Annotated in this window: 19 protein-coding genes; 3 read left to right on the top strand and 16 right to left on the bottom strand. The window is 49.5% G+C overall.

Annotated features, from left to right (window positions below):
• The first annotated feature begins 128 nt into the window (after positions 1-128).
• Positions 129-1,988, top strand: a complete 1,860-nt coding sequence (locus ACUUHJ_RS24220; RefSeq protein ID WP_472300124.1) for an ABC transporter substrate-binding protein — start codon at positions 129-131, stop codon at positions 1,986-1,988.
• Positions 1,989-2,417: 429 nt separating this feature from the next.
• Here ACUUHJ_RS24220 and nagA read toward each other — a convergent pair whose 3' ends face one another.
• The 7 genes from nagA to ACUUHJ_RS24255 form a co-directional block, all read right to left on the bottom strand.
• Positions 2,418-3,587, bottom strand: coding sequence for an N-acetylglucosamine-6-phosphate deacetylase (gene nagA, locus ACUUHJ_RS24225; protein ID WP_472300125.1), 1,170 nt, complete (start codon positions 3,585-3,587; stop codon positions 2,418-2,420).
• A gap of 33 nt (positions 3,588-3,620) precedes the next feature.
• Positions 3,621-4,694 carry an NAD(P)H-dependent flavin oxidoreductase gene (locus tag ACUUHJ_RS24230; protein WP_472300127.1) on the bottom strand — a complete coding sequence of 358 codons (1,074 nt, stop codon included), beginning with the start codon at positions 4,692-4,694 and terminating at the stop codon, positions 3,621-3,623.
• Positions 4,695-4,729: 35 nt separating this feature from the next.
• On the bottom strand, positions 4,730-5,764 hold the full coding sequence (locus ACUUHJ_RS24235; RefSeq protein WP_472300128.1) for a VOC family protein: 1,035 nt from the start codon (positions 5,762-5,764) through the stop codon (positions 4,730-4,732).
• Between the two features lie 205 nt (positions 5,765-5,969).
• Positions 5,970-7,001, bottom strand: a complete 1,032-nt coding sequence (locus tag ACUUHJ_RS24240; RefSeq protein ID WP_015892730.1) for a FecCD family ABC transporter permease — start codon at positions 6,999-7,001, stop codon at positions 5,970-5,972.
• Positions 7,002-7,004: 3 nt separating this feature from the next.
• Positions 7,005-8,060 (bottom strand): FecCD family ABC transporter permease, encoded by a 1,056-nt coding sequence (locus ACUUHJ_RS24245; protein ID WP_472300129.1) that lies wholly within the window; start codon positions 8,058-8,060, stop codon positions 7,005-7,007.
• 128 nt (positions 8,061-8,188) lie between these two features.
• A complete protein-coding gene (locus ACUUHJ_RS24250) occupies positions 8,189-9,781 on the bottom strand; it encodes a helix-turn-helix domain-containing protein (protein WP_472300131.1) in 1,593 nt (530 codons plus the stop codon).
• A 129-nt stretch (positions 9,782-9,910) separates the two neighbouring features.
• Positions 9,911-10,885, bottom strand: coding sequence for an ABC transporter substrate-binding protein (locus ACUUHJ_RS24255; protein ID WP_472300132.1), 975 nt, complete (start codon positions 10,883-10,885; stop codon positions 9,911-9,913).
• Positions 10,886-11,159: 274 nt separating this feature from the next.
• Between ACUUHJ_RS24255 and ACUUHJ_RS24260 the strand changes: the two genes are divergently transcribed.
• Together ACUUHJ_RS24260 and ACUUHJ_RS24265 are read left to right on the top strand one after the other, a co-directional pair.
• Positions 11,160-12,116 carry an ABC transporter substrate-binding protein gene (locus ACUUHJ_RS24260; protein ID WP_472300133.1) on the top strand — a complete coding sequence of 319 codons (957 nt, stop codon included), beginning with the start codon at positions 11,160-11,162 and terminating at the stop codon, positions 12,114-12,116.
• A gap of 103 nt (positions 12,117-12,219) precedes the next feature.
• Positions 12,220-13,866 (top strand): helix-turn-helix domain-containing protein, encoded by a 1,647-nt coding sequence (locus ACUUHJ_RS24265; RefSeq protein WP_472300135.1) that lies wholly within the window; start codon positions 12,220-12,222, stop codon positions 13,864-13,866.
• A 50-nt stretch (positions 13,867-13,916) separates the two neighbouring features.
• On the opposite strand, the gene ACUUHJ_RS24270 is transcribed toward ACUUHJ_RS24265, so the two are convergent.
• From ACUUHJ_RS24270 to ACUUHJ_RS24310, 9 genes are all read right to left on the bottom strand, one after another.
• A complete protein-coding gene (locus ACUUHJ_RS24270; RefSeq protein ID WP_015892734.1) occupies positions 13,917-14,705 on the bottom strand; it encodes a DeoR/GlpR family DNA-binding transcription regulator in 789 nt (262 codons plus the stop codon).
• Between the two features lie 25 nt (positions 14,706-14,730).
• On the bottom strand, positions 14,731-15,894 hold the full coding sequence (locus ACUUHJ_RS24275; RefSeq protein ID WP_472301238.1) for a saccharopine dehydrogenase family protein: 1,164 nt from the start codon (positions 15,892-15,894) through the stop codon (positions 14,731-14,733).
• Between the two features lie 20 nt (positions 15,895-15,914).
• The gene (gene phnW, locus ACUUHJ_RS24280) at positions 15,915-17,033 is read right to left on the bottom strand and encodes a 2-aminoethylphosphonate--pyruvate transaminase (protein ID WP_472300136.1); all 1,119 of its coding nucleotides are present in this window, start codon (positions 17,031-17,033) and stop codon (positions 15,915-15,917) included.
• Positions 17,030-17,824 carry a phosphonoacetaldehyde hydrolase gene (phnX, locus tag ACUUHJ_RS24285; RefSeq protein WP_472300138.1) on the bottom strand — a complete coding sequence of 265 codons (795 nt, stop codon included), beginning with the start codon at positions 17,822-17,824 and terminating at the stop codon, positions 17,030-17,032. Before phnX ends, phnW begins: the two co-directional genes overlap by 4 nt.
• 3 nt (positions 17,825-17,827) lie before the next feature.
• Positions 17,828-19,537, bottom strand: a complete 1,710-nt coding sequence (locus ACUUHJ_RS24290) for a putative 2-aminoethylphosphonate ABC transporter permease subunit (RefSeq protein WP_472300139.1) — start codon at positions 19,535-19,537, stop codon at positions 17,828-17,830.
• 5 nt (positions 19,538-19,542) lie between these two features.
• Positions 19,543-20,592, bottom strand: coding sequence for a putative 2-aminoethylphosphonate ABC transporter ATP-binding protein (locus ACUUHJ_RS24295; RefSeq protein ID WP_472300141.1), 1,050 nt, complete (start codon positions 20,590-20,592; stop codon positions 19,543-19,545).
• 17 nt (positions 20,593-20,609) lie between these two features.
• Positions 20,610-21,686, bottom strand: coding sequence for a putative 2-aminoethylphosphonate ABC transporter substrate-binding protein (locus ACUUHJ_RS24300; RefSeq protein WP_289674160.1), 1,077 nt, complete (start codon positions 21,684-21,686; stop codon positions 20,610-20,612).
• Between the two features lie 223 nt (positions 21,687-21,909).
• A complete protein-coding gene (locus tag ACUUHJ_RS24305) occupies positions 21,910-22,602 on the bottom strand; it encodes an aspartate/glutamate racemase family protein (protein WP_289674161.1) in 693 nt (230 codons plus the stop codon).
• Between the two features lie 15 nt (positions 22,603-22,617).
• On the bottom strand, positions 22,618-23,496 hold the full coding sequence (locus tag ACUUHJ_RS24310; protein ID WP_472300143.1) for a sugar nucleotide-binding protein: 879 nt from the start codon (positions 23,494-23,496) through the stop codon (positions 22,618-22,620).
• Positions 23,497-23,523 lie beyond the last annotated feature (27 nt).

Below are 23,523 nucleotides of genomic sequence, written 5' to 3' on the forward strand. Positions count from 1 at the left end.
TTTGTTATCTCTCGTGTTATCTTCAGTATAGGGAACTAGAAAAAGGGGAAAAAGGGTTCGATTTGCGTGAATCGGATCACCTTTTTTAAGCATGCATTTTTATTTTCATCAGAGAAATGGGGGCCAGCATGGTTACCGTTCTGCATTTTTTAGAGCTTCGTTCGTTTTTTCATCAAGAAGAAATCGGGAAACCGTTCCCTGTCACCATCGAAAAGCTGGCTGGGATTTGGCACTGTACACCTCGCCACGCCAAGCTGATTGTCCGTAAGCTAGTCGAGCTGGATTGGATCGAATGGAAGGCTGGGCGTGGGCGCGGGAATGTCTCGGTCATGACGCTTCATGCTGATTCCGATGATATCCTCCTCGCCGAGGTCAAGCTGCAAATAAACAAGGGCGACGTCCAAGAAGCGATGGAGCTCATGAATCGCTACGGCAAAGCTGCCGCCAAAGATCAGATCATGGATTGGCTCTCGGAAGGAATGGGGTTCTCCAGCCAACTCGCAAGCCAATCGGTATCGCCCCAAGATATCTTGCGCTTTCCAGTGTACCGCAGGATCGTGACGCTGGACCCTGGTCTGGTTTACTACCACTTTGATGCACATCTGGTGGGACAAATTTTCAATACACTCGTCCAATATGATCTGAATAGTCGTTCGATTTTACCTTCCATCGCCCACTCATGGGAAAGCAGTCCAGATGCAAGAGAATGGATCTTTTATTTGAAAAAGAACGTGCTGTTTCATCACGGACGGGAACTGACTGCTCATGATGTTGTTTTTTCCCTGAATCGGCTTCGCTTGTATCCAGACACATATGAAGCAAGCTGGATGTTTCGTGACATAGATCAGCTCATCACCATTGACGACAGAACCGTGCGTATCCTGCTTAAAGAACCGAATTACTTACTTCTGAGGATGTTGGCGACGATACCCGCAAGCATTGTTCCAGAAGAAATCGTTCGCCAGGATGAGAAAGGCTTTGGAGAAAAACCAATCGGAACAGGCCCCTTTCAACTGGTCCGCCTTACCGAGGGGATCTGTATTCTCGAGGCATTTCCTGCTCATTTTCTGGGAAGACCGCAGTTGGATCGTGTGGAAATTTTGATCTTCCCCGAGTTGGACACAGGTCGCCTAAAAGAACCAAATTGGGCGTCTGTGATGGTGTCGCACGGGGTCCAGTCGAAAGCACTAGCATTGAAAGAAGCGGTCATTCAGGACGGACAGGACTGGTGCGATACGGAGGCGTTTTTTTCCTGCTGTAATTTGCTCGTTTTTAACCAGTGGAAGAGCGGCCCGCATAATCACCTCAAATTCCGTCAGGCACTTGATCAGCTGATCGATCGGGATCAAATGATTGCCGATTTGGGCGGTGATCGCATCTACCCGGCAAAAGGCTTCCGCACGTATCACCCTGTTTTAAGGGAAGTAAGAGCGAGAGAGAACGAGCAGCCCTGTCATGCCCAAATCATGTCCCTGCTACAGGAAAGCGGCTATCAGGGAGAAACATTGCGTCTCGTGACCACAGCCTACCATGAAGAAGATGCGCTATGGATTCAACAGCGCTGTGGCGAATATGACATTAATCTGGCAGTCGATGTGAGAGAACCATGGGAATTTTCGAATCGCGATTGTTTGCCTGAACATGACTGCCAGCTGTACGGCAATGTGTTTAGCAGCGATCAAATCAGCGAGCTGGAGATGTATTTGCAAAGAAATTACTTTCTCCCTGCATTTGATGAATCGTTGACTTTGGCCATCAACAAGGAGATTGGCTTGACGTTTCAGGAGCCCGACCGGCTTGCTCGTGAGCACAATCTTGCCAGGATCGAAGCCATGATCAAGGAAAACTATGCCGTCTTGTATCTGGTTCAGAAAAAGACCCTTGCTTCGTTCCATAAATCTTTACGAGGCGTGTCGATCAATTCGTTGGGGTGGCTGGACTTTCATAAGATCTGGTTTCAACCCGATGCGTTGCAGCAGCAGTTGTAACGAGACGGAGCTGTCGTGGAGGAAGAAGTGCATTTCCAGTCTACGCTTCGTCCTCCGCCCCGCAAGGGGCATCACAGTCCGCTTCGGAAAAAATGGCGGGCTCCAGAGGCGCTTGGACTGGAAATACACTTCTTCCTACGCGGCTTTTTTAACACCATTTTGAAAGTTTGCTCTGGAAGGAATGCGTTATGAAAGCTCACCCTGAGTTGACCTTCGAAAGCGGTGTTAACCAGGTAGAAGCCAAAAGCTGTACGAAAGCCCTGTCACATGTTTGGAAGGAGACCGCCCGAACGAAGTGAGGATATAGGCGACTGGAAAACATGTGGCAGGGCTTCACCCCGACCACAACCGCCCGGGGACATCTCTATTCTTTCATACTAAAAAAAGCAATCCAAGAGCGACCTTGGACTGCTTTTTTCTATTAAGAAACTATTTTGACTGGTGATAAACTTCTTTACCCGCAACAAAAGTCATGGTCACGTCAAATTGTGTATTCAATACCGTAATATCCGCATCATACCCTGCCGCCAATCGTCCTTTTCGCTCGCCAAAGCCAAGGATGCTTGCTGGTGTCAAGGAAGCCATTTCTACTGCATCTGGCAAAGAGACACCACTCAGCGTAACCATGTTGCCGACCGCCCGATTCAGCGTCAGGATGCTTCCTGCAAGGGTTCCATCTGCGAGCTTTGCCTGATTGTCATGGACGTGAACCTCTTGTCCCCCAAGGTCGTAAGTCCCCTCGCCCATCGCGGCTGCCCGCATGGAATCGCTGACAAGCGCGAGCCGTTCTGCCGTTTTGACCCGATACAAAATCTTCATAACTGCGGGATGCACATGGATGCCATCTGCGATCAGCTCTGTGCTCAACTGCTCATGATACATCGCCGCGCCCACTACGCCCGGCTCCCGATGATGTAGCCCTGTCATAGCATTGAAGCAATGTGTAAAATGGCGCACGCCCGCATCTACCGCTTCCGTCGCCTGGGCGAACGTAGCGCCTGTATGTCCAGCAGACACGATGACATCGCGCTCTTTTAACCAAGCAATCGCTTCAAGTCCTTCCGGTTGTTCTGGCGCAATCGTCACGACCTTGATCAAGCCTTCTGACAGCCCGTAAAGCTTTTGCACTGCATCGAGCTTGGGTATCGCGATGTTTTCTTCTTTTTGCGCCCCCTTGTAGCGAGGATTGATCCACGGGCCTTCCAGATGGATGCCGATCGTTTGTGCCCCCAAAAGCCCTTCCTTGCTGTTCTGCGCGATGTTTACCAGCACCTGCTCCAACTGAGCATAAGGAGCCGTCATCGTCGTTGCCAAAAAAGACGTCACCCCATGCCGCGCAAGTGCAGTCGAGATGGCCTGAAGGGATTCAGGCGTCCCGTCCATCGTGTCGTATCCGTCAATCCCATGCATGTGCATATCGACGAACCCAGGGCAAATCCAGCCATCCTCTACTGTCACCACATGATCTGGCAAAGCTTTTCCATACTCATCAGCCTTGCCAGCATAGGTGATCGTTCCATTTCCCACGACTACGAGACCATTATGCAATTCCTGTCCATCTGCGACAAGTTTCCCCTTGAGAGCGTATTCCTGGTTCACTTTGATTTCCTCCGTTTGTAGCGTGGCGTGGCTTTATTGCCCCAGATTGCTGCAAATTCTCGTCGTCTCCGCTGCCAGCTTTTCAACGAGCTCACTCGCGCTGATTTCCTGGCTGAGTGGAGCTGCCTGCCCGGCCCACATCGACATGTACGCACGTTGCTGCTGCTTCCCCGCTGCTGCTCGAATGTCTTTCGTCAGGGCATTTTGTACCGGATAAGTCGGGAGCTCGTGATCAAGTGGGGCGAGCGTTGTCATAAACTCATTTTGAATGCCTCTTGCCCATTTTCCAGAGAAAGCACGTGTCATCACGATGGACTCTTCGCTCGTCTCTAGAATGGCTTTCTTGTGCAGGGCATGTGCTCCGCTCTCCTTGCACGTCAGAAAAGCCGTTCCAAGCTGTGCCGCCTGTGCTCCGAGCGCAAGTGCTGCTGCGATCCCTCGCCCGTCCATGATCCCACCAGCCGCGATTACGGGAATCTTGACTCGATCTACGATTTGCGGGACGAGCGCCATTGTTCCAATCATATTGCTTGGTGAATCCGGCAAAAAGGACCCACGGTGCCCGCCTGCTTCGCTGCCTTGCGCGGCAATCATATCGACACCGCTCGCTTCCAATGCAATTGCTTCACGAACGGTTGTCGCTGTTCCGATGACAGTAATTCCCCGCTGCTTCAATTCTGCCATCAAGCGATGATCCAAAACACCAAAGGTAAAGCTGAAAACGGCAGGCTGTTCCTCTAAGACGACAGCCATCTGCTCAGCAAACGGCTCTGTAAATTGCGTCACCTGCGGATTATGCGGGATGCCCAATCGATCGCGCACCTCATTCATTGCCTGGGCAACGCCTTCTGCGATCGGCTGGTCAGCATCGAAATCTTCTGGGATAAATAGATTTACGCCAAACGGTTTATCCGTTAACGCCCGAATGGACTTGATCGCCTCACGAATCTGCTCAGGAGACATATAGGCTGCACCAAGCGTTCCGAGTCCCCCTGCTTCTGAGACAGCGGCTACCAAGGCAGGTGTGGTCGCTCCCCCTGCCATTGGCGCCTGAATAATCGGCCATTTCAAATGTAACCGCGAAGTGATCGAATTGTTTGTCCACATGGCTTTCCACTCCTCAACTTTTTGAACAAGCGCTTTTATTGTTTATCAGTTGATTGGTCATCGATGTGAATCCATTCAAGAAACTGAGCCAACACCCGGGCCGTTAACCCCCAGATGACACGCCCGTCCACCTCGTAAAACAAATGCTCGACTGTCCCTATTTTCCACGGATATCGCTTGCCACCCGGGATCAGATGATAAGGAAAATCCTCTTCGGGCTCGGACATGACAGTGGAAAGATACTTCGCTGGCTTTGTTGCCAATAGACGATCGAGTGGAAGGATAAAGACCTCTCCGACCTCGTCTGGATTCGGCTTCATCTCTGGTATTCCTTCCACGTATCCAATAAAGGGCGTAATAATAGAGGAGCCTGGCCCAATCACCTGATCGAGCTCGCCTATATAGTGAATCCGATCAAGTGGAATCCCCAACTCCTCGCAGGTTTCCCGAGCAGCCGTCGCCCAACGGGATTCGTCACTCTTCTCAGCTCGCCCACCCGGAAAACAAACCTCGTTCGCCTGTCGCCGCATCGTACTGGCTCTTTTTTCAAATAAAATGCCTAGCTGGTTGTCAGCCATTTTGACAAGCGGAAGCAAGACACTGTATGCGCCGCTCGTCCCGCGTTCACGTTCTTGCACTCTCCTGGAAATCTCCTTGATGGCAGGAGCAAGGGAATCCTCCCCTGATTCCTGTGGCAAGTACTGCGAGACTTCGATTAAATTTTGATCCGGATCACGAAAATACACCGATCGAATTGGCCCGATGGCCCCTGTTTTTTGAACAGGACCTTCCACCAAATGGACGCCGCATGTATGAATATGCTGGATGACTTGTTCCAGTGGAAGCGATGTGATAAGACACAAATTAGCGGAGCCTGCGACTGGATGCAGCGCTTTTGGCTCCCATTCTTGTCCGATTTGATGCAAATTGATTTTTTGCTGGCCGAAGTGCAGAGCCCTCCTGCCGTCGCCAAAGGTAACTGCCTTCATACCCAGGACCTTTTCGTAAAAGTGACAGGTTGCCTCGATGTCTTTTACCGTCAAAACCAAGTGGTCTAATCGATCGATCATATGCCTTTACTCCTTTTTGTCCCGATACATGCTCATGCTGTTATTATAACAAACACAAGGCGGTTGCTTCTTCTCCCCCATTGTCCTCCAACCTCTCCCCCTTTTCAATTCCCAAATTGTCTCGTCCCCACTTCGCTATCTAAAAAACGAGCGTCTCCCCCGTAACTATTCGGGAAAACGCTCGCTATATCCACCTTTTGCGAAACTATGCTTTTGAACGTGCCAGCAAGTACAAGAAATACGGGGCACCGATAACAGCTACAACGATCCCAGTCGGAATCTCTGACGGCTGCATGATCCAGCGTCCGATCGTATCTGCCACGATGACCAGTAGTGCACCCGCCAGCGCAGATGTAGGCAAAAGCATCTCATGCTTTGGCCCCACTAGTCTTCGAGCCAAATGCGGACCGATCAGCCCGACAAAACCGATGCCTCCACTCACTGCCACGCAGGAAGCGGCAAGCCCGACAGCAGCAGCCAGCAGCTTCAATTGCTCTTTGGCAACGGGTGCACCCAAGCCTTTCGCCAACTCTTCTCCCAAATTGAGCACGTTCATGACGCGTGCTTTGTAAAAAACATAGGGAATTAAAATGACGATCCAGGGCAAGAGCGAAAGAACGAACTTCCAGTTGGTCCCCCAAATACTACCTGCGAGCCAAGTCGCCACAAACTGGTACTTGTCAGGACTCAGCTTCAGCGTCAAGACGATCATCGCGGCACTCATCCCAGCCGCCACGGCAATCCCCGTCAATATGATACGGGTCGGAGACAATCCCTTGTGTCTTTTATAAGACAATACGAAGATCAGCGCTGCTGTCACGCTGGCCCCAAGCAACGCCAACACTGGCAACAAAAAAACAGGTGCCGCAGACGTTGAAGGATAAAACGAAATGAACAGCATCACCATCAAGCCAGCACCAGCGTTGATCCCTAAAATACCAGGTTCAGCCAACGCGTTGCGGGAAATTCCTTGAATAATACACCCGGATACGGCAAGTCCTGCCCCAATCAGGAGAGAAATGACAATCCGGGGCAAGCGGAATTCAAACAAGATCAGACTTTGTTTGTCTGTTCCAGAACCGATTAGTGTCATCAGAAGATCGCTTGGTGACAACCGTATGTAGCCTGTGTTCATACTGATAATAAACGCGATAAAAATGAGGATAGCGAGTATCGTCATAACCGCAAAGGCCCTATTTCTTTTACGGGTTTGGTAATGGGAAACCATTTGCTGCATCATTTACATCTCCCTTCTTTCTTTACGCGCCAAGTAAAGGAAGAACGGTACACCGAATAGTGCAATAAGTGCCCCTAACGGCGTCTCATACGGGGGATTTACCATTCTTGCAGCCAAATCGGCGAATACGACGAGCAAGCTGCCCAAAATGGCTGAGCAAGGAATGATCCATCGGTAATCGACCCCAACCAAAAAGCGGGTCATATGTGGAACGATTAATCCAACAAAGCCTACAGCCCCAACAACGGCGACTGCAGATCCTGCCAAAATCAGGACGATGATCATGCCTGCCAGTTTGACTAACGCCGTGCGCTGCCCCAAGCCTTTTGCAACATCTTCCCCAAGACTGAGCATCGTGATGGAACGCGACAACATCATCGCCCCAATCAGAGCTGCGACAATCCACGGAAACATGACTTCAAGCTGAAACCATTTGGTTCCCGCCACACCACCTGCATACCAGAAGGCCAAGTCCTGTCCGATTTTAAAGTAAAGCGCAATCCCTTCGCTTAATGCAGACAATAGGGCGGTCAATGCGGCACCCGCCAAAACGAGGCGCACCGGAGTCAAGCCGCCTTTTGCCAATGAACCAATCCCGTAGACCATACCTGCCCCTACACCAGCACCCAAAAAGCTGTAGAGAATCAGGTACATGAACGGCAGACCTGGGAAAAAAGCGAAGCAGAGTGCCAAAACAAATCCCGCACCTGCGTTCAGACCGAGCAAACCCGAATCTGCCAACGGATTGCGTGTCATCCCTTGCATGATGGCACCTGCAACAGCGAGGCTAGCCCCGACCATTGCACCGCCGAGCAACCGCGGCAATCGAATCTCCTGAATAATTTGGTGTTGTGTAATAGCGGGATTAAATTGAAAAATAGCTTCCCATACGACAGCAAAGTGGATGTCGGCTGCTCCAAATGACACAGACAAAAACATCCCCAGTATTAATGCGAAAACCCCGCCGGTCAAAATGAGCGTCGCTGCCCAAGGGCGAGAGCGAAACGCGACCGGCTTTTCGTTATTCCCCTCATTCAGGGAATGTGCGTGTTGACTCATACGTGCCACCTTTTTTCGTTAGTTTGGAGCTGAGTTGTTGGTGATATTGATTCTTATTATCATATATGAATTTTAGGCGAAGCATGAAAAAAGTGTCAATGGACAATTGCGTGCTTTTCTTTGTAGATTTACGCTAATACTTTTAGGACATCGTCGACCTTTTTTCCGTTGGCGATTACACCGTGATTCATCCAGGTCATGAAATCCACCTGGTACGCCTGCTTGCTTTGGACAGCAGGAAGCTCCTGCCACACGGGATGGTTGAGCTGTAGCTGTTCGGCACCTGGTTTACCTTGATGCCATTTGTCAAAGGCGAAAAAAATATGATCGGCATCCAGCGTAGAAAGTTCTTCCCACGAAACCCCTTCTCTCACCTGCTTGGCGAATTGTTTTTTTACCAGCAGGGCCGGCTCCATTTCCAAATCTTGAAACAACACCTGCGATGTGTAGTTTTTCTCCACGAGGATTTGATCGGCCGAGATGCGCAAGAAGGCTACCTTCTGCCCTTTGAGACTGTGTGTCATTATATTTTTGGCAGCTCTTACTTTTTGTTCATACTGCTCGATTGACCGCTCCGCCAATTCACTTCGGCCCAACCGATCACCGAGGGTGCGCAATGTTTTTCGCCACTCCGGTCCGAACTGCCGAATCACGCATGTCAGGGCAATCCGGGCACATTGGGCATACACATCCGCCTTCCAGCCTGTACACTCCCGAAGCATAATGACATCTGGGGCTCGACTGGACAAGAGCTGTACGTCATCTGTCAGCACATCGTACGTCGGTACATCATGCAGGCCCAAGTAGTCCTGCTGTCCCCAATATGTATGCGCCCATTGAACAACGGGTCGAATGCCAAGAGCCAGCAAATAATCCTCCATATAAAGAGAGACGACTCGTAAATCATCCCGATGAATGTTGCGATATTTTCCTGGCGCGAGCCCTACCCGCTGTTTAAAACGACGACTGAAATAATACTCGCTGTTGAATCCGACGTTTTGGGCAATCTCGTTGATCCGATCACCTGTCATCAGCAGGAGTTGCTTCGCCCGATTGATCCGCAGCTGATTCATGTAATCGAGTGGTATTTCTCCCGTCATTTCCTTGAAGAGCTGCGTATATCGCCAACGTGGCACATTCGCTTCCTGTGCTAGCTGGTCTACGGTCAGCGGCTCTTGATAGTGTTTCTCTACATATTCAATCGAACGTTCAACCGCTCTCCTCGGGTCCAACCTTGTTCTGCCTGGCACATTTTGCTGGGCCAAAACACATAGCAATTCCTCAAACCGCACGTGATTATAAAATCGTTGCAGCGCCTCTGTGGCCTCGCGATGCTTGTAAATCTCCGCAATCAATTCAACGACACGTGAAAAAGGCGTGCAGGTCAACTCTCCCAGACAAAAAAATGCCTCGCAAGCTTGTTCCTTTGTCGGAGCTTCCGTGTGGACGACACGAAAAGTAAGAGAATAGTAGTCGAGAACGTGCCCCGTGCAACTGATCCGAACGTTCTGACGCGGTGCTGCAATCCAGCATCGCTCCCGAGTGAACCGATATGTCGACGATTCGATTTCCATGAGCCCTTCTCCGTCTGTTGCTACAATCATCGTGTAGTCTTCTGACTCTTGGTAGTCCTGCCATCTTTCCACATTTACTTTTTGGATGGCCGTCATGGCAAAGAATGATGGTGGAGATAGTTTGGCCCCGGATGCTTCGTTATTCATCTCCCTCATCCTTATCTTGAGAATGATTATCATTTTTATTATAATGAGTTAACACCCCGACGACAAGCTCCACCAATAAAAAAAGAAAGCGCATCAACCGATATGACGCGCTTTCTCTCCTGAACTCGATTACTTTACAAACGCTTTGACCAAGTCGTCTGCCTTCTTCATATTGGCCAGCATGGCACCAGATTGCCAATGTGTCCGCTCCATTGGGTAGACATGACCTTTTTTCACAGCAGGAACCGATTTCCAGATGGGGCTCTCCAAAATCTTGAGCGCATCCTTGTTTTCTTCGGAAGTCCACGTACCGTTCGACGGGAACACAATGATATGGTCTGCATCGATAGCCGGGATGGCTTCTTCTGATAATACCACGTGGGTTTCCTGATTTTTGGCAGGCGCATACGGCGTAAGGCCCAACTCCTTATAGAGCATGCCTGTGTAAACATTGCCGTCTCCGAAGAGGGCCAAATTCGGCTTATTTCCCACGTTCAAACGAATGACAGCCACTGTTTCATTGCCAATTGCCTTTTCCAGCTTTGCCTTCGTATCCGCAATTTTCTCATTGTACTTTTGGATCGCTTCGTCTGCTTTTTCTGGAACGCCTAATACCTCGGCTATTTTCTTGAGTCTGCCAATCGTATCGTTACGAAGCTCATCCGGCAGCTTGTACGTAGGGGCTACCTTGCTGAATTCCTCGTATTTCTTGGGATCAGCGTAGCCATCCACAATGATGATATCCGGATTGGCTGCAAGTAACGCTTCCATACTTCCTGTAATATCAAAAAGCGGCACGTCCAAACCGAGGTAATCCTGTTTGCCCCACGCCGGGTGATACCACTGGATAACCGGGGTCACACCCAGTGCTGTCAAAAAGTCCTCCTGATAAATTGCCGCTACCCGCTCTGGCTTTACCGGAATTTCCACATCACCATAGGCATCCTTCACCACTTTGGTTTTCGCAGCGGTGTCCTCTGCCGATGCTTTCTGCTCAGTGGATGCTGGCTCCGCTGCTTTTTCTGCACACGCAGTTAACACGAGCATCATGATCAATAATAATGCCATCCATGCCAATCCTGCTTTCCGAACCATTCTGACCATCTTTCTACCCTCTCTCACAACTGTTGATAATTATCCAATTGATTCTCATTCTCACCTTTTTGCATCCTGATCATATGTGTTTCCTCTCTGTATGACAATGCATTTTCTCGATTATTTTTTGTCCAAACTCCACAACTGTCCGTGTGAATCCTTCCCTTTGTACAAAATCAATGATGCTTATCTGACGTTTGTCCATTGAGCTGGTAAGATAATATCTGATAATGATTATCATTGATAGCAAACAGATTCAAACGACTACTGGAGGAAAGCGGAAATGAAACACATGCGCAACATAAGCGGAACGCTAGGAATCTTCGTACTGGCTGGCAGCTTGCTCATCGGATGCAGTCCATCTTCTTCGCAAGCAACGAGCACAGCGAGCAGCGAGGCAAGTCAGAAAAGCCAGACGCGTCCATATACGGATTATCTCGGGCATGCAAGCACCATCCCGGTCTCCCCTGCACGAATCATCTATTCCGGTGAGACCTTTGGCGATATGCTCGCGTTGGGCGTGAAGCCAATTGGGGGATTCGGGTACACCAATCAAATCTTTGAGGACCAACTGCACGATGTGGAGAATGTCGGTTTTCCCATTAATCTCGAAAAGGTCCTGGAATTACAGCCCGACCTGATCATCTATGCAAATACCGAAGAAAAAGAATATGAACAGCTATCCAAAATCGCCCCTACCGTCATTTTTGATACATTCGCGCCGTTGGAAGAGCGGATGACCCAGCTCGGTGATATTCTTGGGAAACCGGAGGAAGCTACGAAATGGCTTGCCGATTACAAGCGCCAATCGGAGGAGATGTGGAAGAAGCTGAAGGAGTCTGGCAGCATGAAGGAAGGAGAAACCGCCTCTGTTTTTACCTATTATCCGGGGGATCGGCTGTTTGTCATGGCAAGAACAGGGCTTTCCCAAGTCCTCTACGATACAAACGGATTCAAGCCCACCGCACCCATTCAGGAAGTACTCGATGCACAAAAAGGATTTGAGCTCATTTCCGTGGAACGTTTGCCCGAAATAGCAGGAGATCGTATCTTTATTCTGAATACGCCGAGCGAGGAAGCTGAGAAATCAACGGAGCTGATAAAATCACGCGTCTGGAAAGACCTCCCTGCGGTAAAAAACGGATATGTCTACTTTATCGACATCGAAAAATCTAGCAGTGATGCAACAACACGAGAGTGGCTCCTGCAAAAGATTCCTGAAATCTTGGCGAAGGAATGAAATAGGAGAAGCTTTTCAACAATGATTGAAAAGCTTCTTTCTTTTGTATACGATGGATAGAACGGATGATAATAATTCTCACAAAATAAGGAGGGCACAACCGATGCTTCACTCTATACCACCTAATCCCCCGCTCGGTTCCCTTCATTTTCAGTTGTGTAAAGTAGAGCGGACGGCTAGTCCTTCACCCACTCCGTTCCATACCCTACTCTTTTTCACAAAAGGGTACGGCAGCCTCCGTATTCACGACCAAACGTTTTCACCTTTGGCAGGAAAGTGTTTTTTGCTTTCACCGTCTACTCCTTTTGCTATCGAATCCTTGTACAACAACGTGACTGAGTGCTACCAAATCTCATTTACCGTCATTCAGTTCGATGCAGAGAATAGACCCATTCCGTACCCATACGCACTGCTTGATGGTCGTATCGAGCTGTCCGCTCACCCTTCTGCTCAGCTCTTGCGCTTATGTGATGCTTTGCTCTTGGGCAGTTCCACTTCTTCTGAAATGGACAGCTTTTGGCAGCAATTGCAGTTCCAGAAGCTGCTCGGATTTTTGCTGGAGCAAAATTTATCTCCTACCCATATTCCCAACAAGAGCAGAGAGGTCGAGAACAGCATTCGTTATATCCAGCAAAATTATCAGGAGAACATGACGGTCAAGCAGTTGGCACAACTGGCCAATGTGCCGTCGTGGCAGTACACGCTGATCTTTCGCCAGTTGACGGGTAAAAAGCCTTTGGAATATTTGACAGCGCTGCGTATTTATCAAGCGAAAAAGCTCCTGAAAAGCTCGAACGATTCATTGCGGGACATCGCCTCGCAGGTCGGCTTCACGGATGAGTATTATTTTAATCGTCGCTTTCGAAAGACGACCGGTTACACGCCAAGGCAATATTCCAGGCTAACTCAACGCATGGAGCTCGTGCGGGATTGGACTGGGCACGAGGTAGAGATCCCCCTACAGCCACAACGCATTATTTATATTGGGGAGACGTTTAATGATTTGCTCGCGCTCCATGTGGAAAACATCGTCGGCGGGAATTTTACCTGGATGGAACGAACGATCTATCGAGACAGAGTAAAACACGTGCAGGATATCGCCTTTCCCGTTGACTATGACTATTTGACGACATTGAAGCCAGACCTGATCATTTTCGCGAACGCAGAAGAAGACAAATACAAGCAGATGAGCCGGATTGCCCCCACGCTCACGTTTAATTCATTTGCTTCGCTGGAGGAACGGTTGCATACACTCGGAGAATGGCTGGGGAAAAAGAACGAGGCGAGAGATTGGCTAAGGAAATACCACACGAATGCTGCCACTATGTGGAATCAGCTCCGCTCCGAAATTGTGCCTGGTGAGACTGCATCCGTCTTTATCTATGAGCATGGGGGGCGTCTGTTCGTAATGGGCACTTCTGGACTTTCCTCCGCCCTCTACCATCCAAGCGGTTTTACTCCTGTGGATAAAATTCAAGAAGTACTGCAAGCTGGCTACGGCTTTATCGAAATTCAAGAGAAGGACATCCACCTGTACGCAGGCGATCGGATCTTTATGCTGCTGTCCGAAGACCCCCAATCGCGTCAGGCTACTGCCGCATTCATGCAAAGTGATAGGTGGCACAGTCTGCCTGCCGTTCAAAACGGCTATGTCTATTTAGTAGAAGCGCAAAAATGGAATGGCGGCGCTGCCCTTACCAGAGAGAGGTTGCTGCATATGCTGCCTTTTTGGTTACAGCATTCTTCTTAAAGCAAACAGGCCAGCTTCCCTGTCGTGGGGAATCGCTGGCCTGTTTGCTCCTACTCCTCTGCTACCATCCATGCTACATTTTTTGCTTGGAGTTCCTTATTCCATTCTGCTGGTGCTGCCATATCACTGATCACGATGTCGACCTCTCCCAAGTCTGCGATCTTGCACAATGTGCTGACCCCGATCTTGGAGTGGTCCGCTAGCACAATGCTTTCATTAGCATTTTCGATAAAACAACGGGCGAGTTCCGTTCGATCCGGCTCATAGCAGGTCAAGCCTTTATGGAGCAAGATGCCGTCTGCAGCAATAAACGCCTTGTCTACATAAAATTGTTTCATCATCTTCTCTGCATAGGTCCCGCTGACCCGATGATGCTTGGCACTCACTTTTCCACCCAGGAAGTAAATGTCTGCCGCAAGCATTCCGTTGTTTTGGTACTCGATTAATCGATTCAGCGCCGTGATCGAGCTAGTGAGGATCGTCAAATCTTTTTTCGTCACGAGAAAGTTGATCATTTTCAGAGTCGTTGTTCCTTCATCGATGACAATGGTATCGCTGTCTTGTACCAAGTCTGCTGCCAACCGTCCAATCCGTTTCTTTTCTTCCGCTCGCAAGACTTCACGAGCAATATGAGAAGGCTCAAAGCGCTCCACTGTCAGCTTTACCGCCCCGCCATAAACCCGCTTCAGCTTTTTCTCCGCTTCCAGCTCTTCCAAATACCTGCGGATCGACTCAGACGAGACTTGCAGCTTTTTTACCAGTTCATTGGTCCGCACCTTGCCATTGGAATTGATTAACTGCAAAATGATTTGCTTACGCTCTTCCCCGAACAACGACACGACGAATGTCCCCCTATATCGTACTTTACGTCATTTCGATTTTCTCTCCATGGATGTAAATCTGACGTTTTGCCAGCTCGTGAAAAATCACAGCCGGATCAAATGCTTCTTCTGGTGTGATGACACCAGTAGCTTTTACGTTTCCTTTTGCGATCTGCTCAGTCGCAATCGCCAGCGGGATTCCTACGTTGCGGGTATAGGCGCGCAGCCCAGCCCAATCGGCTACAGAGCCGTCAGATGCCGGATGTGTATGATACAGGACGTGTCCTACTTTGCGACCGTCCTTGGTACCTGTTACCTCGACATGAAGCGAATACCCGTATAATTCCGTCTCTTTTCCCTCCCTAGAATTGTAGAGGTATTGGGAGATACAATCAAGGATTCCCACCTTTGTTTCCCCTACTGTGATGAGGTCGTTGCGTAAAAAGCCATAATCATAGAGGGCTTTGACCAGCTCCATGTTTTGCTTCGGCCATGTTCCGCGCACCTCGATCAGCTTTACCCCTTTTGGGGACAAAGCCTGTGCCAGCGTCTTCGTTTCTGCATGAGGAATGATGTACTGAATTGTTTTTCCATACGGCTCGGGAAGCTTTATTTCGCGTGGGCGAGCAAATGGCGGGACTTGAATAAATTCCCCATTTTCATAGACGACGCGCCCTGGCAAGTCAGGATCATACTCATAGGTCGTCGTCTCCGTGATCGATTTGGAAAAGGCAATCGGGCGAAAGGAACCGTGGCTGACGCGGACTTCGTCGACTTCATCGAGCTGGTTTGCTGCATGCATCGCCATCATTTGGGTCAGTCCAGGTGTCATGCCAAAGCCTGGCAGACAGGTCTTCCCATGGTCGCGGAAGACCGCGTCTGATGCGTTTTCTTCCCCAAAACCGTTCAAATTGATGCCATGGCAGCCAGCCTCCGCAATCGCAGCTGTAGACAAACCGTTCAGTGTGATCGTGGTTCCGTCCATGACGATGTCGTAACCGCGCATTTTTTGGACCGTATCCGCATGATCGCGTACATCTACCGGAACAAAATTTACGCGTGGATCGTTCAGCCACTCGACTACCTTGCGACCTTCCTCTTCATGAAAATCGCCGATCGTGATCTGCTCAAAATCTGAATGCATCACGAGATCGAGCACGGCTTCTCGACAAATATTTCCCGCTCCACCCAAACAAAACACCTTCATCACGATAGCCTCCTCATTCTTTACTCCAGCCAGAAACGATTGTTTTCCATTGCGGTGATTAATCGCTCGATATCCTCTGGATAAACCTCTCCGATATTGCCAATCCGAAACGTGTCCGCTTGCGAGATTTTGCCCGGATAGATGACGAAGCCTGCCTGCTTTAGCCGCTCATACAGCTGTGCGAAGGTGAATGCCTCGCTTTCGGGATAATAAAAGGATGTGATGAAGGGCGATTGCGATTCTTTTGGCAACAAGATGCAAAAACCGATGCGCTCCATGCCTTCTGCGAGTAGCTGCTGATTTCGCTGGTAACGCTCGTACCGTTTTTCCACTCCGCCCTCTGCCTCAAGCTCTATCAGTGCTTGGTAAAAGGCTCGCACGACATGAGTCGGAGAAGTATAGCGCCACTTTCCGTTTTGCTCCTCCATTGTCTTCCATTGGCTGTACAAATCGAGGGACAACGTACGGGCGATCCCTTTGCATTTGATGAGCGCAGACGTTTTCGCAATGACAAAGCCGAAGCCAGGCACGCCTTGGATGCATTTGTTCGCGCTTGAGATTAGGAAGTCGATTGAGAGCTCTGCTGCATCCATTGGAATGCCACCGAAGCTGCTCATCGCATCTACGATATAGACTTTTCCGTATTTCTTGACGACTTCACCGATTTCTTTGATGGGATTGAGCATGCCTGTTGTCGTTTCTGAATGCACGACAGCCACATGCGTGATCGTTGCATCCGCCGCTAGTTTCTGCTCCAATGCCTCTGCATCGGCTTTTGTCACTTCGCCAAAATTAATGACCTCCGTCGCAATTCCATGAATTTGTGCCATTTCCACGATCCGATCCCCGTAAGCACCATTCGTCATGACGAGCAGCTTGCCGTCTGCGGGAATCGCACTGCTCACCACCGCTTCCACACAAAAGGACCCGCTGCCTTGTATCAAAACGCTCGTATAATCCTCTACCTGCGAAGTTGCCAATCGGACGAGCTTTTGGCGGATTGCCTGTACCAATTCATTGTAATCACGATCCCACGTGCACCAGTCCCGCAGCATCGCCTCGCGGACGGTTGGGGAAGTGGTCAATGGCCCGGGGGTGAGCAACAAGTACGGATTATCGGTTGGTCTTGTCTGATTCATGGTCTCTCTCCTTCTGCATGACGCATCTCGATCTTTTTCAGCACCTCATCCAAGAATCCGATCTCCTCGATCACGTAGTGCGCACCCGCTGCCATCAGTCGTTCTGTTGCGATAGCCAGTTTTTTATCCAGCTCTTCCTGTGGCATGCTCGTCACTTCCTCCAAGGACAGACCGAGCTCGCTTCCACCCTTCAGAACGCCAACGGTCCACATTCCGGCGTTTCTGCCTTCTTTCATATCGCTCGTCGTATCACCGACCTTGACTATCTCGTTCATTGGATATACGTCCAGAAGGATCGCATTTTGATAGCACATCCATGGATATGGACGTCCAGCAGGCACTTCACTTGGGGTGATCAGTACGTCCGGCTCGTAGCCCTGTTGTTTAGCCGATGCTGCTACAACATTCATCATTTCTCTTGTGAAGCCTGTGGTCGAGCCGATTTTGAAGCCCTGCTCACGCAGGCGCCCTACCAATTCAATTGCTCCCGGAACAGGAGTGGCATACTCGTGCAGCGTAGCCATCAGCATCGGTTCGAAGTCAGCGTACAATTCGTCCACATCCGCTTCATTCGGAAGTCGACCGTAACGCTCTTGCCATAGCGCTGCTACCCGCTCCATTTTGCAAAGCGCCTGGATATGATCGCGCTTGAGCATCCCCATCGGTTCGCGTGCTTCTGCTGCTGTCAGCTCGATCCCCCGTTTTTTGAATACCTGTAAAAAGACAGCTAAAGGAGCGAAACATCCGTAATCTACCATCGTTCCTGCCCAATCAAATACTATTGCTTTCATGCTTTATGCCACCTGACCTTTCTCTTGGTAGGACCCTGTTGTCCGTTTGCGAAGTTTGGATGCGATCCATTCTGCACCAGCACGTGCGAGGATGTTGAGGAACACAATCAATACCGACATCGCTGCTGCGGGAGCCACATCCCCGGCGTCATCCATGTTCACGATGGAGACAGATGCCAATTTAAAATCGGCTGCGTACAGAAAAACAACCGCCGAGATCGTCACCATCGAGTTGATGAAAAAGTACACCGCCATCTCGACAATTGCCGGCATACAAACGGGAATCGTGACGCGCCACAATACCTTTGTCTGCGAGATCCCCATGGATTCTGCCGCCTGCTCGAATTCGGGATCGAGCTTTTTCAATGCGCTCGTTGCTGTAATAAAGCCAACTGCGAAAAAATGAATAACGTTCGCCAAAATCAAAATCCAGAGCGTTCCGTACATACCGTGAAATGGATTCGACGGATTATTGAAGAAGAAAATGTACGCTAGCCCAATGACCATCCCCGGCAATGCCAGCGGGAGAATCGACAGGAAGTATCCCGCTTGGCGATGCCCCTTCCACACTTGGGACTTTTCTATGGTGTAGGCCGTAATAAACGTCACCGCCGTCCCGATCACTGCCGTCAGCAAGGCGACGAGAATGCTGTTCCACAGTGGCTCGATCCCTTCTCCAGCTACGTTGGAAAAATCGTAATGATCCAAGCCGAAAGTCAGATTGTACGGCCATACTTTAATGAAAGAAGCTAGTACTACCGCAGCCATAAGAAGCAGCAAAAATCCACTGACGCTCAAACAAAGAATAAAGTAAAACGTGTCGCGCAAACGATTTTCCTTGATTCGATACGGTTTGGACTTGGCTGTTACAGCCGCATGCTGCTTTCGCTCAACAATCCGGTCCACGACAAACGCTACGAGAGCAGGAATGATCAATAGCAGCCCAACCGTTGCGCCCATCGTCATATTTTGCTGACCGATGACCTGCTTATAGACGTCTGTTGCCAGTACGGAAAACTGTCCGCCGACAACCTTTGGTGCTCCGAAGTCAGTGAACGAGAGAGTAAAACAAACAAAGCAGGCGCTGACGATACCGTATTTCACGCTGGGAATCGTCACTACAAAAAACTTGCGTAAATGGTTCGCTCCGAGCGTATCCGCCGCTTCATACAATTGATAGTCGGCAAAAGCAAGGGAAACAGCGAGAATCAAATACGCTTGTGGGAAAACATAGACAATCTCCGCCAAAATAACCCCCACTGGGCCGTACAGATCGATGTCCCATTGAAACGGGAGTAATCCAAAGATCCCTGTCGTCACCAGCCCTTGATTCCCAAAAAGGTAGGTCAGGGCGATTCCGTGCATCATCGTGGGCGCAAACAGCGGCAGCAGCGCGATCGCCCGAAAGACTCGTTTTCCGCGAATCCCGCTGCGCGTCAAGGCATACGCGAACAAAAAAGCGAGTGTGACTGCAATCAGCGTGGTCATCCCAGAAATATACAAGGTGTTATTCAGCGACCCTGCCAGTGCTGGGGTGGAAAAGTACGTAACGAAATTGTCCAGGCCGATGAACTGACCGTTCTTGTTATAAAATGCTTTGGAAAACAGCTGGCCAAGTGGCAACAGGACACTCGCTGACAATCCAAGAACGACAAGGCCGATGAGCCACTTTTGCATGGCTTTTCCATCGAAGATCGATGTCATTTCCTTCATGCTGCTCACTCCTGTTCCTCTATGGTTGGCGCATGCTCAAATGTCAGCAAATTCTCTAGCGGAAACTCCAGCCACATCTTTTTGCCTCGGGCAATTCCAAGTCTTTGTGCCTCGGCCGCTATTAAATCGATTGTCAGAAGCTCTTTTTTTCTCTGCCCTTCCTCTTGCCATTCCAGAAAGATTCGGTAAAAAGCACCGCGAAACTCTATTTCGGAAATAGTCGCAGGCATGGTGCATTCGGATTCTTGCTGCAAAAGCCGCACATGCTCCGGTCTGATCGCAAGTAAGCGATTCGGATCAGATTGCACATTCTCAAAGCGACTGTACTCAAAAAAGTTGATCGCTCCGATAAAATCAGCAACAAACGGAGTCGCTGGTCTGTTATAGATCTCCTCGGGTGTACCTACCTGAACGACCTCTCCGTGATCCATGACGACGATCTTGTCTGCCATGGTCAATGCTTCATCCTGGTCATGGGTGACCATCACTGTTGTCATGCCATACTGCTCATGCAAACGCCGAATCTCCCGGCGCAGCTTTTGTCTTACCTTTGCATCCAATGCGGATAGTGGTTCATCTAAAAGCAAGATATCCGGCGATAGTGCAATCGCTCGCGCCAAGGCAATTCGCTGCTGTTGACCGCCTGAGAGCTGGCTGGGATATTTGGCGGCGGCATGAGACAAATCACCCATGTCTAGCGCCTCTTCTACTTTGGCTGCGATCTCTTTTTTCCCTAGCTTCTTTTCTTGCAGGCCAAAGGCAATGTTTTCGGCAGCCGTCAAATTGGGAAACAAGGCGTACGACTGGAACATCATCGCAATGTTTCGTTTTGCAGGAGGCAGAGAAGTAATCTCCCTGCCTCCCAGAATCATCTTGCCTGTTGTCGGCTGTTCCAATCCAGCCAGCATTCTCAGTAATGTCGTTTTACCGCAGCCACTGGGACCGAGCAGACAGACAAATTCATTCTTGTCAATTTCGATGGAAATGTGCTCCAATGCGGCAAACAAACCAAAGCGTTTACTGACCCCTTGAATGGATAGATAGGATTGTGTCATGCTGTTCTCCTCGCTGCTTACTTGGGTTCACTCTTGGTCGCGTATCGTTTTTCCCACTCCGCCAAGACGTTGTCGCGATTTTGTGCGGCTTGATTCAGGTCGAGCTTGATTAATTGCTTGATCGGATCTACTGCGTAGCCTTCCGGGAGTGTCGCGCCTTCTTGCTTGACACTGACGATGGCGAAGTTCTGGTTATAAGCTTTCATGACTTCATCCGAGATTGCCCAGTCCAAGAACAGCTTGGATTCTGGCTTGATTTGACTCTTTTTGATCAAGGCATTCGCCTCTACATCCCAGCCTGAGCCTTCTGTTGGAAAGACGACTTCCACTGGTGCGCCTTTTTTCTTCTCAGTAATCGAACGGTAGCCAAAGGAAATGCCGATTGGATATTCGCCCGATGCGGCCATTTTCGCTGGCTTCGAGCCGGAATGCGTGTAGATCGCCATGTTTTCATGCAGCTTGTCGAGGTACGCCCAGCCTTCTTTCTCCCCTTTTAGTTGCATGATTCCGTTGACGGTGAGAAGCCCAGTTCCAGAGGACGCTGGATTCGGCATCACGATCAGCCCTTTGTACTCCGGCTTGATCAGGTCTTCGTATGAACGCGGGATTGGCAAATTGCGTTTTTCCAGCTCCTTGGTGTTGACCGCGATCGCAGTCTCCCATGCATCGATTCCTACCCAGCTTGCAGGTTCCTTGGAATCCTTAAACTCCGGGGATACCCTCTCGATCCCTTTCGGCGAATAGCTTTCGAGCATGCCTTGCTGTTCGAGTACAAGCAGGCTTGTCGCTGCTGTTCCCCATACGACGTCTGCTTGTGGATTATCTTTTTCCGCCAGCAGCTTTGCTGTGATGATCCCTGTAGAATCGCGGACGATATTGACCTTTACATCTGGATATTTCGCTTTGAAGGATTCCAAATACGTTTTGATCTGGTCATCCTCAAGCGCCGTATACACTGTAATCTCACCTGAGGCGTTTGTACTTTCCTTTGTGGAGGTTTGTGTGTTTGGTTGTGATCCTGGTGCTTGTCCACATCCTGCTAAAAACGCGATTGATAGAACGGAAGCAAGTAAAGGATAATGCCATTTCTTCATGAGAACCTCTCCTCTTTGCGGAATGTTCATTTCTTGGTTCCTACGACACCAATCTTACGGGGAAAATATTAAGCGGATATGAACGCAACGTAAATTGATTGTTTTTATGTGTTTTTGGTTGCGATCTTTTGGTTTCATAAAATACGTTTGCACAAAAAAAGACTGAGTCATCCATTCTAGTAGCAAATGGAATGTACTCAGTCTTTTATTTTTTGCCTATGATCTACCGCAAAGCAGCCTCCACAGCTGCCTCTGCATGAATCGCAGTCGTATCAAAGACTGGGACCGTGCAATCTTGGGCTGTGATCAATAGACCGATTTCCGTGCAACCGAGGATGACTGCCTCGGCGCCTTCCTTGACCAGTCGCTCAATAATCGCTTGGTATGTACGCTTGGATTCTTCGCGAATGCTCCCGACACACAGCTCATTGTAAATGATCTCATGGACGAGTGTTCGCTCTTGTTCATCCGGTAGCAGTACCTCTAATCCATGAACATCACGCAGACGCCCTGTATAGAAATCCTGCTCCATCGTAAATCGTGTCGCAAGAAGTGCCACTCGTTTATGCCCGTGGTTCGTAATCGATTGCGCTGTCGCATCTGCGATATGAAGAAAAGGCAAGCTGGTCGCTTCCTCGATGGCATACGCCAGCTTGTGCATCGTATTTGTACAAAGAACGATCAGGTCGGCTCCTGCCGCTTCCAGACTTTTCGCCGCAAGTGCCATCCGCTCGCCGGCTTCTTCCCATCGTCCTTCTCGTTGCATTTCTTCAATCTCGGCAAAATCAACGGAATACAGGATGCTTTTTGCCGAATGCAAACCGCCCAGCCGCTCCTTGACGGTTTCATTGATCAAACGGTAGTAGACCAAGGAGGACTCCCAGCTCATGCCGCCAATTAATCCGATTGTTTTCATTGTTCTCTACTCTCCTTAGTCGTTATCGTTTCCATGCGCGTTTTTCCATCCCGCCTGACGAAAACGGGTTTTTAGTAGTTCATGCGCCTTTTTCGTACACAACGAAGTGTCCAACGGAATCACTCTTTCCAGCGTCTCCGCTTCTGTTAACAAGGTTTCTTTTACACCATCAGCATTCAACCCTAATGCTAGAGCCATCTTTTTGTAAAAAGAATAATAACTCTCTTTCTCTGCTGGGCCTAGATGTAGGGTTCCAAGGTAAGGACCATGCAGCAATTCGTGAATGGCATTCCCCACGTCTTCCACATGGACAAACGACTTGTACAAATTACCTGACCGGCTTATTTCTCTCCCAGCTTCCAGATCTGCACACATCGAAGCGACGCGTTTATCCCATTGCCCAACCGCATTGCGACCATAGATCGGACCCACTCGCACGATGACATGATTGGGATGCCGCTGGCGAATTGTAGCTTCCCCATGTATTTTGGCATTTGAATAAGCAGCTAACGGATTTCTCTCATTTAATGGCTCGGGCTGATCTTCTTCCCGATAAGAGCCTGTCCCTCTACCGAAAATACCGTCTGTGGAGATGAAGATGAATTTGCTCTTTTCCGGCAACTGAGAAAGCAGAACATCCAAGCCTTTTTCTATTAGCTCTCGTTCATCTGTTACACTCATCAACGCCCAAATGACAACATGCGGTGAATACTCTTGCAGTATCGCTGAAAAAGAAGGGGTGTCAGTCACGTCGACCCGAAGCAATTGATGGTCAGCTTGTGCAGAAAAGCATGTACCTATCAGATCAATGGCATTATCCCGCAAAAGCTCCTGATAGATTTGACTTCCCAAGTAGCCGCTAGCCCCCATCAACAATACGCAGCGTTTCTCCATGGCATGTCCCCCCTTCATCACTTACCA

The organism is Brevibacillus schisleri, assembly GCF_055685845.1.

What these genes read in the sequence shown, in the direction of transcription:
- ACUUHJ_RS24305 (WP_289674161.1), bottom strand. Translation starts at nt 22,602, where the DNA reads ATGAAAACAATCGGATTAATTGGCGGCATGAGCTGGGAGTCCTCCTTG.
- phnX (WP_472300138.1), bottom strand. Translation starts at nt 17,824, where the DNA reads ATGAAAGCAATAGTATTTGATTGGGCAGGAACGATGGTAGATTACGGA.
- ACUUHJ_RS24240 (WP_015892730.1), bottom strand. Translation starts at nt 7,001, where the DNA reads ATGCAGCAAATGGTTTCCCATTACCAAACCCGTAAAAGAAATAGGGCC.
- ACUUHJ_RS24310 (WP_472300143.1), bottom strand. Translation starts at nt 23,496, where the DNA reads ATGGAGAAACGCTGCGTATTGTTGATGGGGGCTAGCGGCTACTTGGGA.
- ACUUHJ_RS24290 (WP_472300139.1), bottom strand. Translation starts at nt 19,537, where the DNA reads ATGAAGGAAATGACATCGATCTTCGATGGAAAAGCCATGCAAAAGTGG.
- ACUUHJ_RS24295 (WP_472300141.1), bottom strand. Translation starts at nt 20,592, where the DNA reads ATGACACAATCCTATCTATCCATTCAAGGGGTCAGTAAACGCTTTGGT.
- ACUUHJ_RS24260 (WP_472300133.1), top strand. Translation starts at nt 11,160, where the DNA reads ATGAAACACATGCGCAACATAAGCGGAACGCTAGGAATCTTCGTACTG.
- phnW (WP_472300136.1), bottom strand. Translation starts at nt 17,033, where the DNA reads ATGAATCAGACAAGACCAACCGATAATCCGTACTTGTTGCTCACCCCC.
- ACUUHJ_RS24275 (WP_472301238.1), bottom strand. Translation starts at nt 15,894, where the DNA reads ATGAAGGTGTTTTGTTTGGGTGGAGCGGGAAATATTTGTCGAGAAGCC.
- ACUUHJ_RS24265 (WP_472300135.1), top strand. Translation starts at nt 12,220, where the DNA reads ATGCTTCACTCTATACCACCTAATCCCCCGCTCGGTTCCCTTCATTTT.
- ACUUHJ_RS24255 (WP_472300132.1), bottom strand. Translation starts at nt 10,885, where the DNA reads ATGGTCAGAATGGTTCGGAAAGCAGGATTGGCATGGATGGCATTATTA.
- ACUUHJ_RS24230 (WP_472300127.1), bottom strand. Translation starts at nt 4,694, where the DNA reads ATGTGGACAAACAATTCGATCACTTCGCGGTTACATTTGAAATGGCCG.
- ACUUHJ_RS24245 (WP_472300129.1), bottom strand. Translation starts at nt 8,060, where the DNA reads ATGAGTCAACACGCACATTCCCTGAATGAGGGGAATAACGAAAAGCCG.
- ACUUHJ_RS24235 (WP_472300128.1), bottom strand. Translation starts at nt 5,764, where the DNA reads ATGATCGATCGATTAGACCACTTGGTTTTGACGGTAAAAGACATCGAG.
- ACUUHJ_RS24300 (WP_289674160.1), bottom strand. Translation starts at nt 21,686, where the DNA reads ATGAAGAAATGGCATTATCCTTTACTTGCTTCCGTTCTATCAATCGCG.
- ACUUHJ_RS24220 (WP_472300124.1), top strand. Translation starts at nt 129, where the DNA reads ATGGTTACCGTTCTGCATTTTTTAGAGCTTCGTTCGTTTTTTCATCAA.
- ACUUHJ_RS24250 (WP_472300131.1), bottom strand. Translation starts at nt 9,781, where the DNA reads ATGAATAACGAAGCATCCGGGGCCAAACTATCTCCACCATCATTCTTT.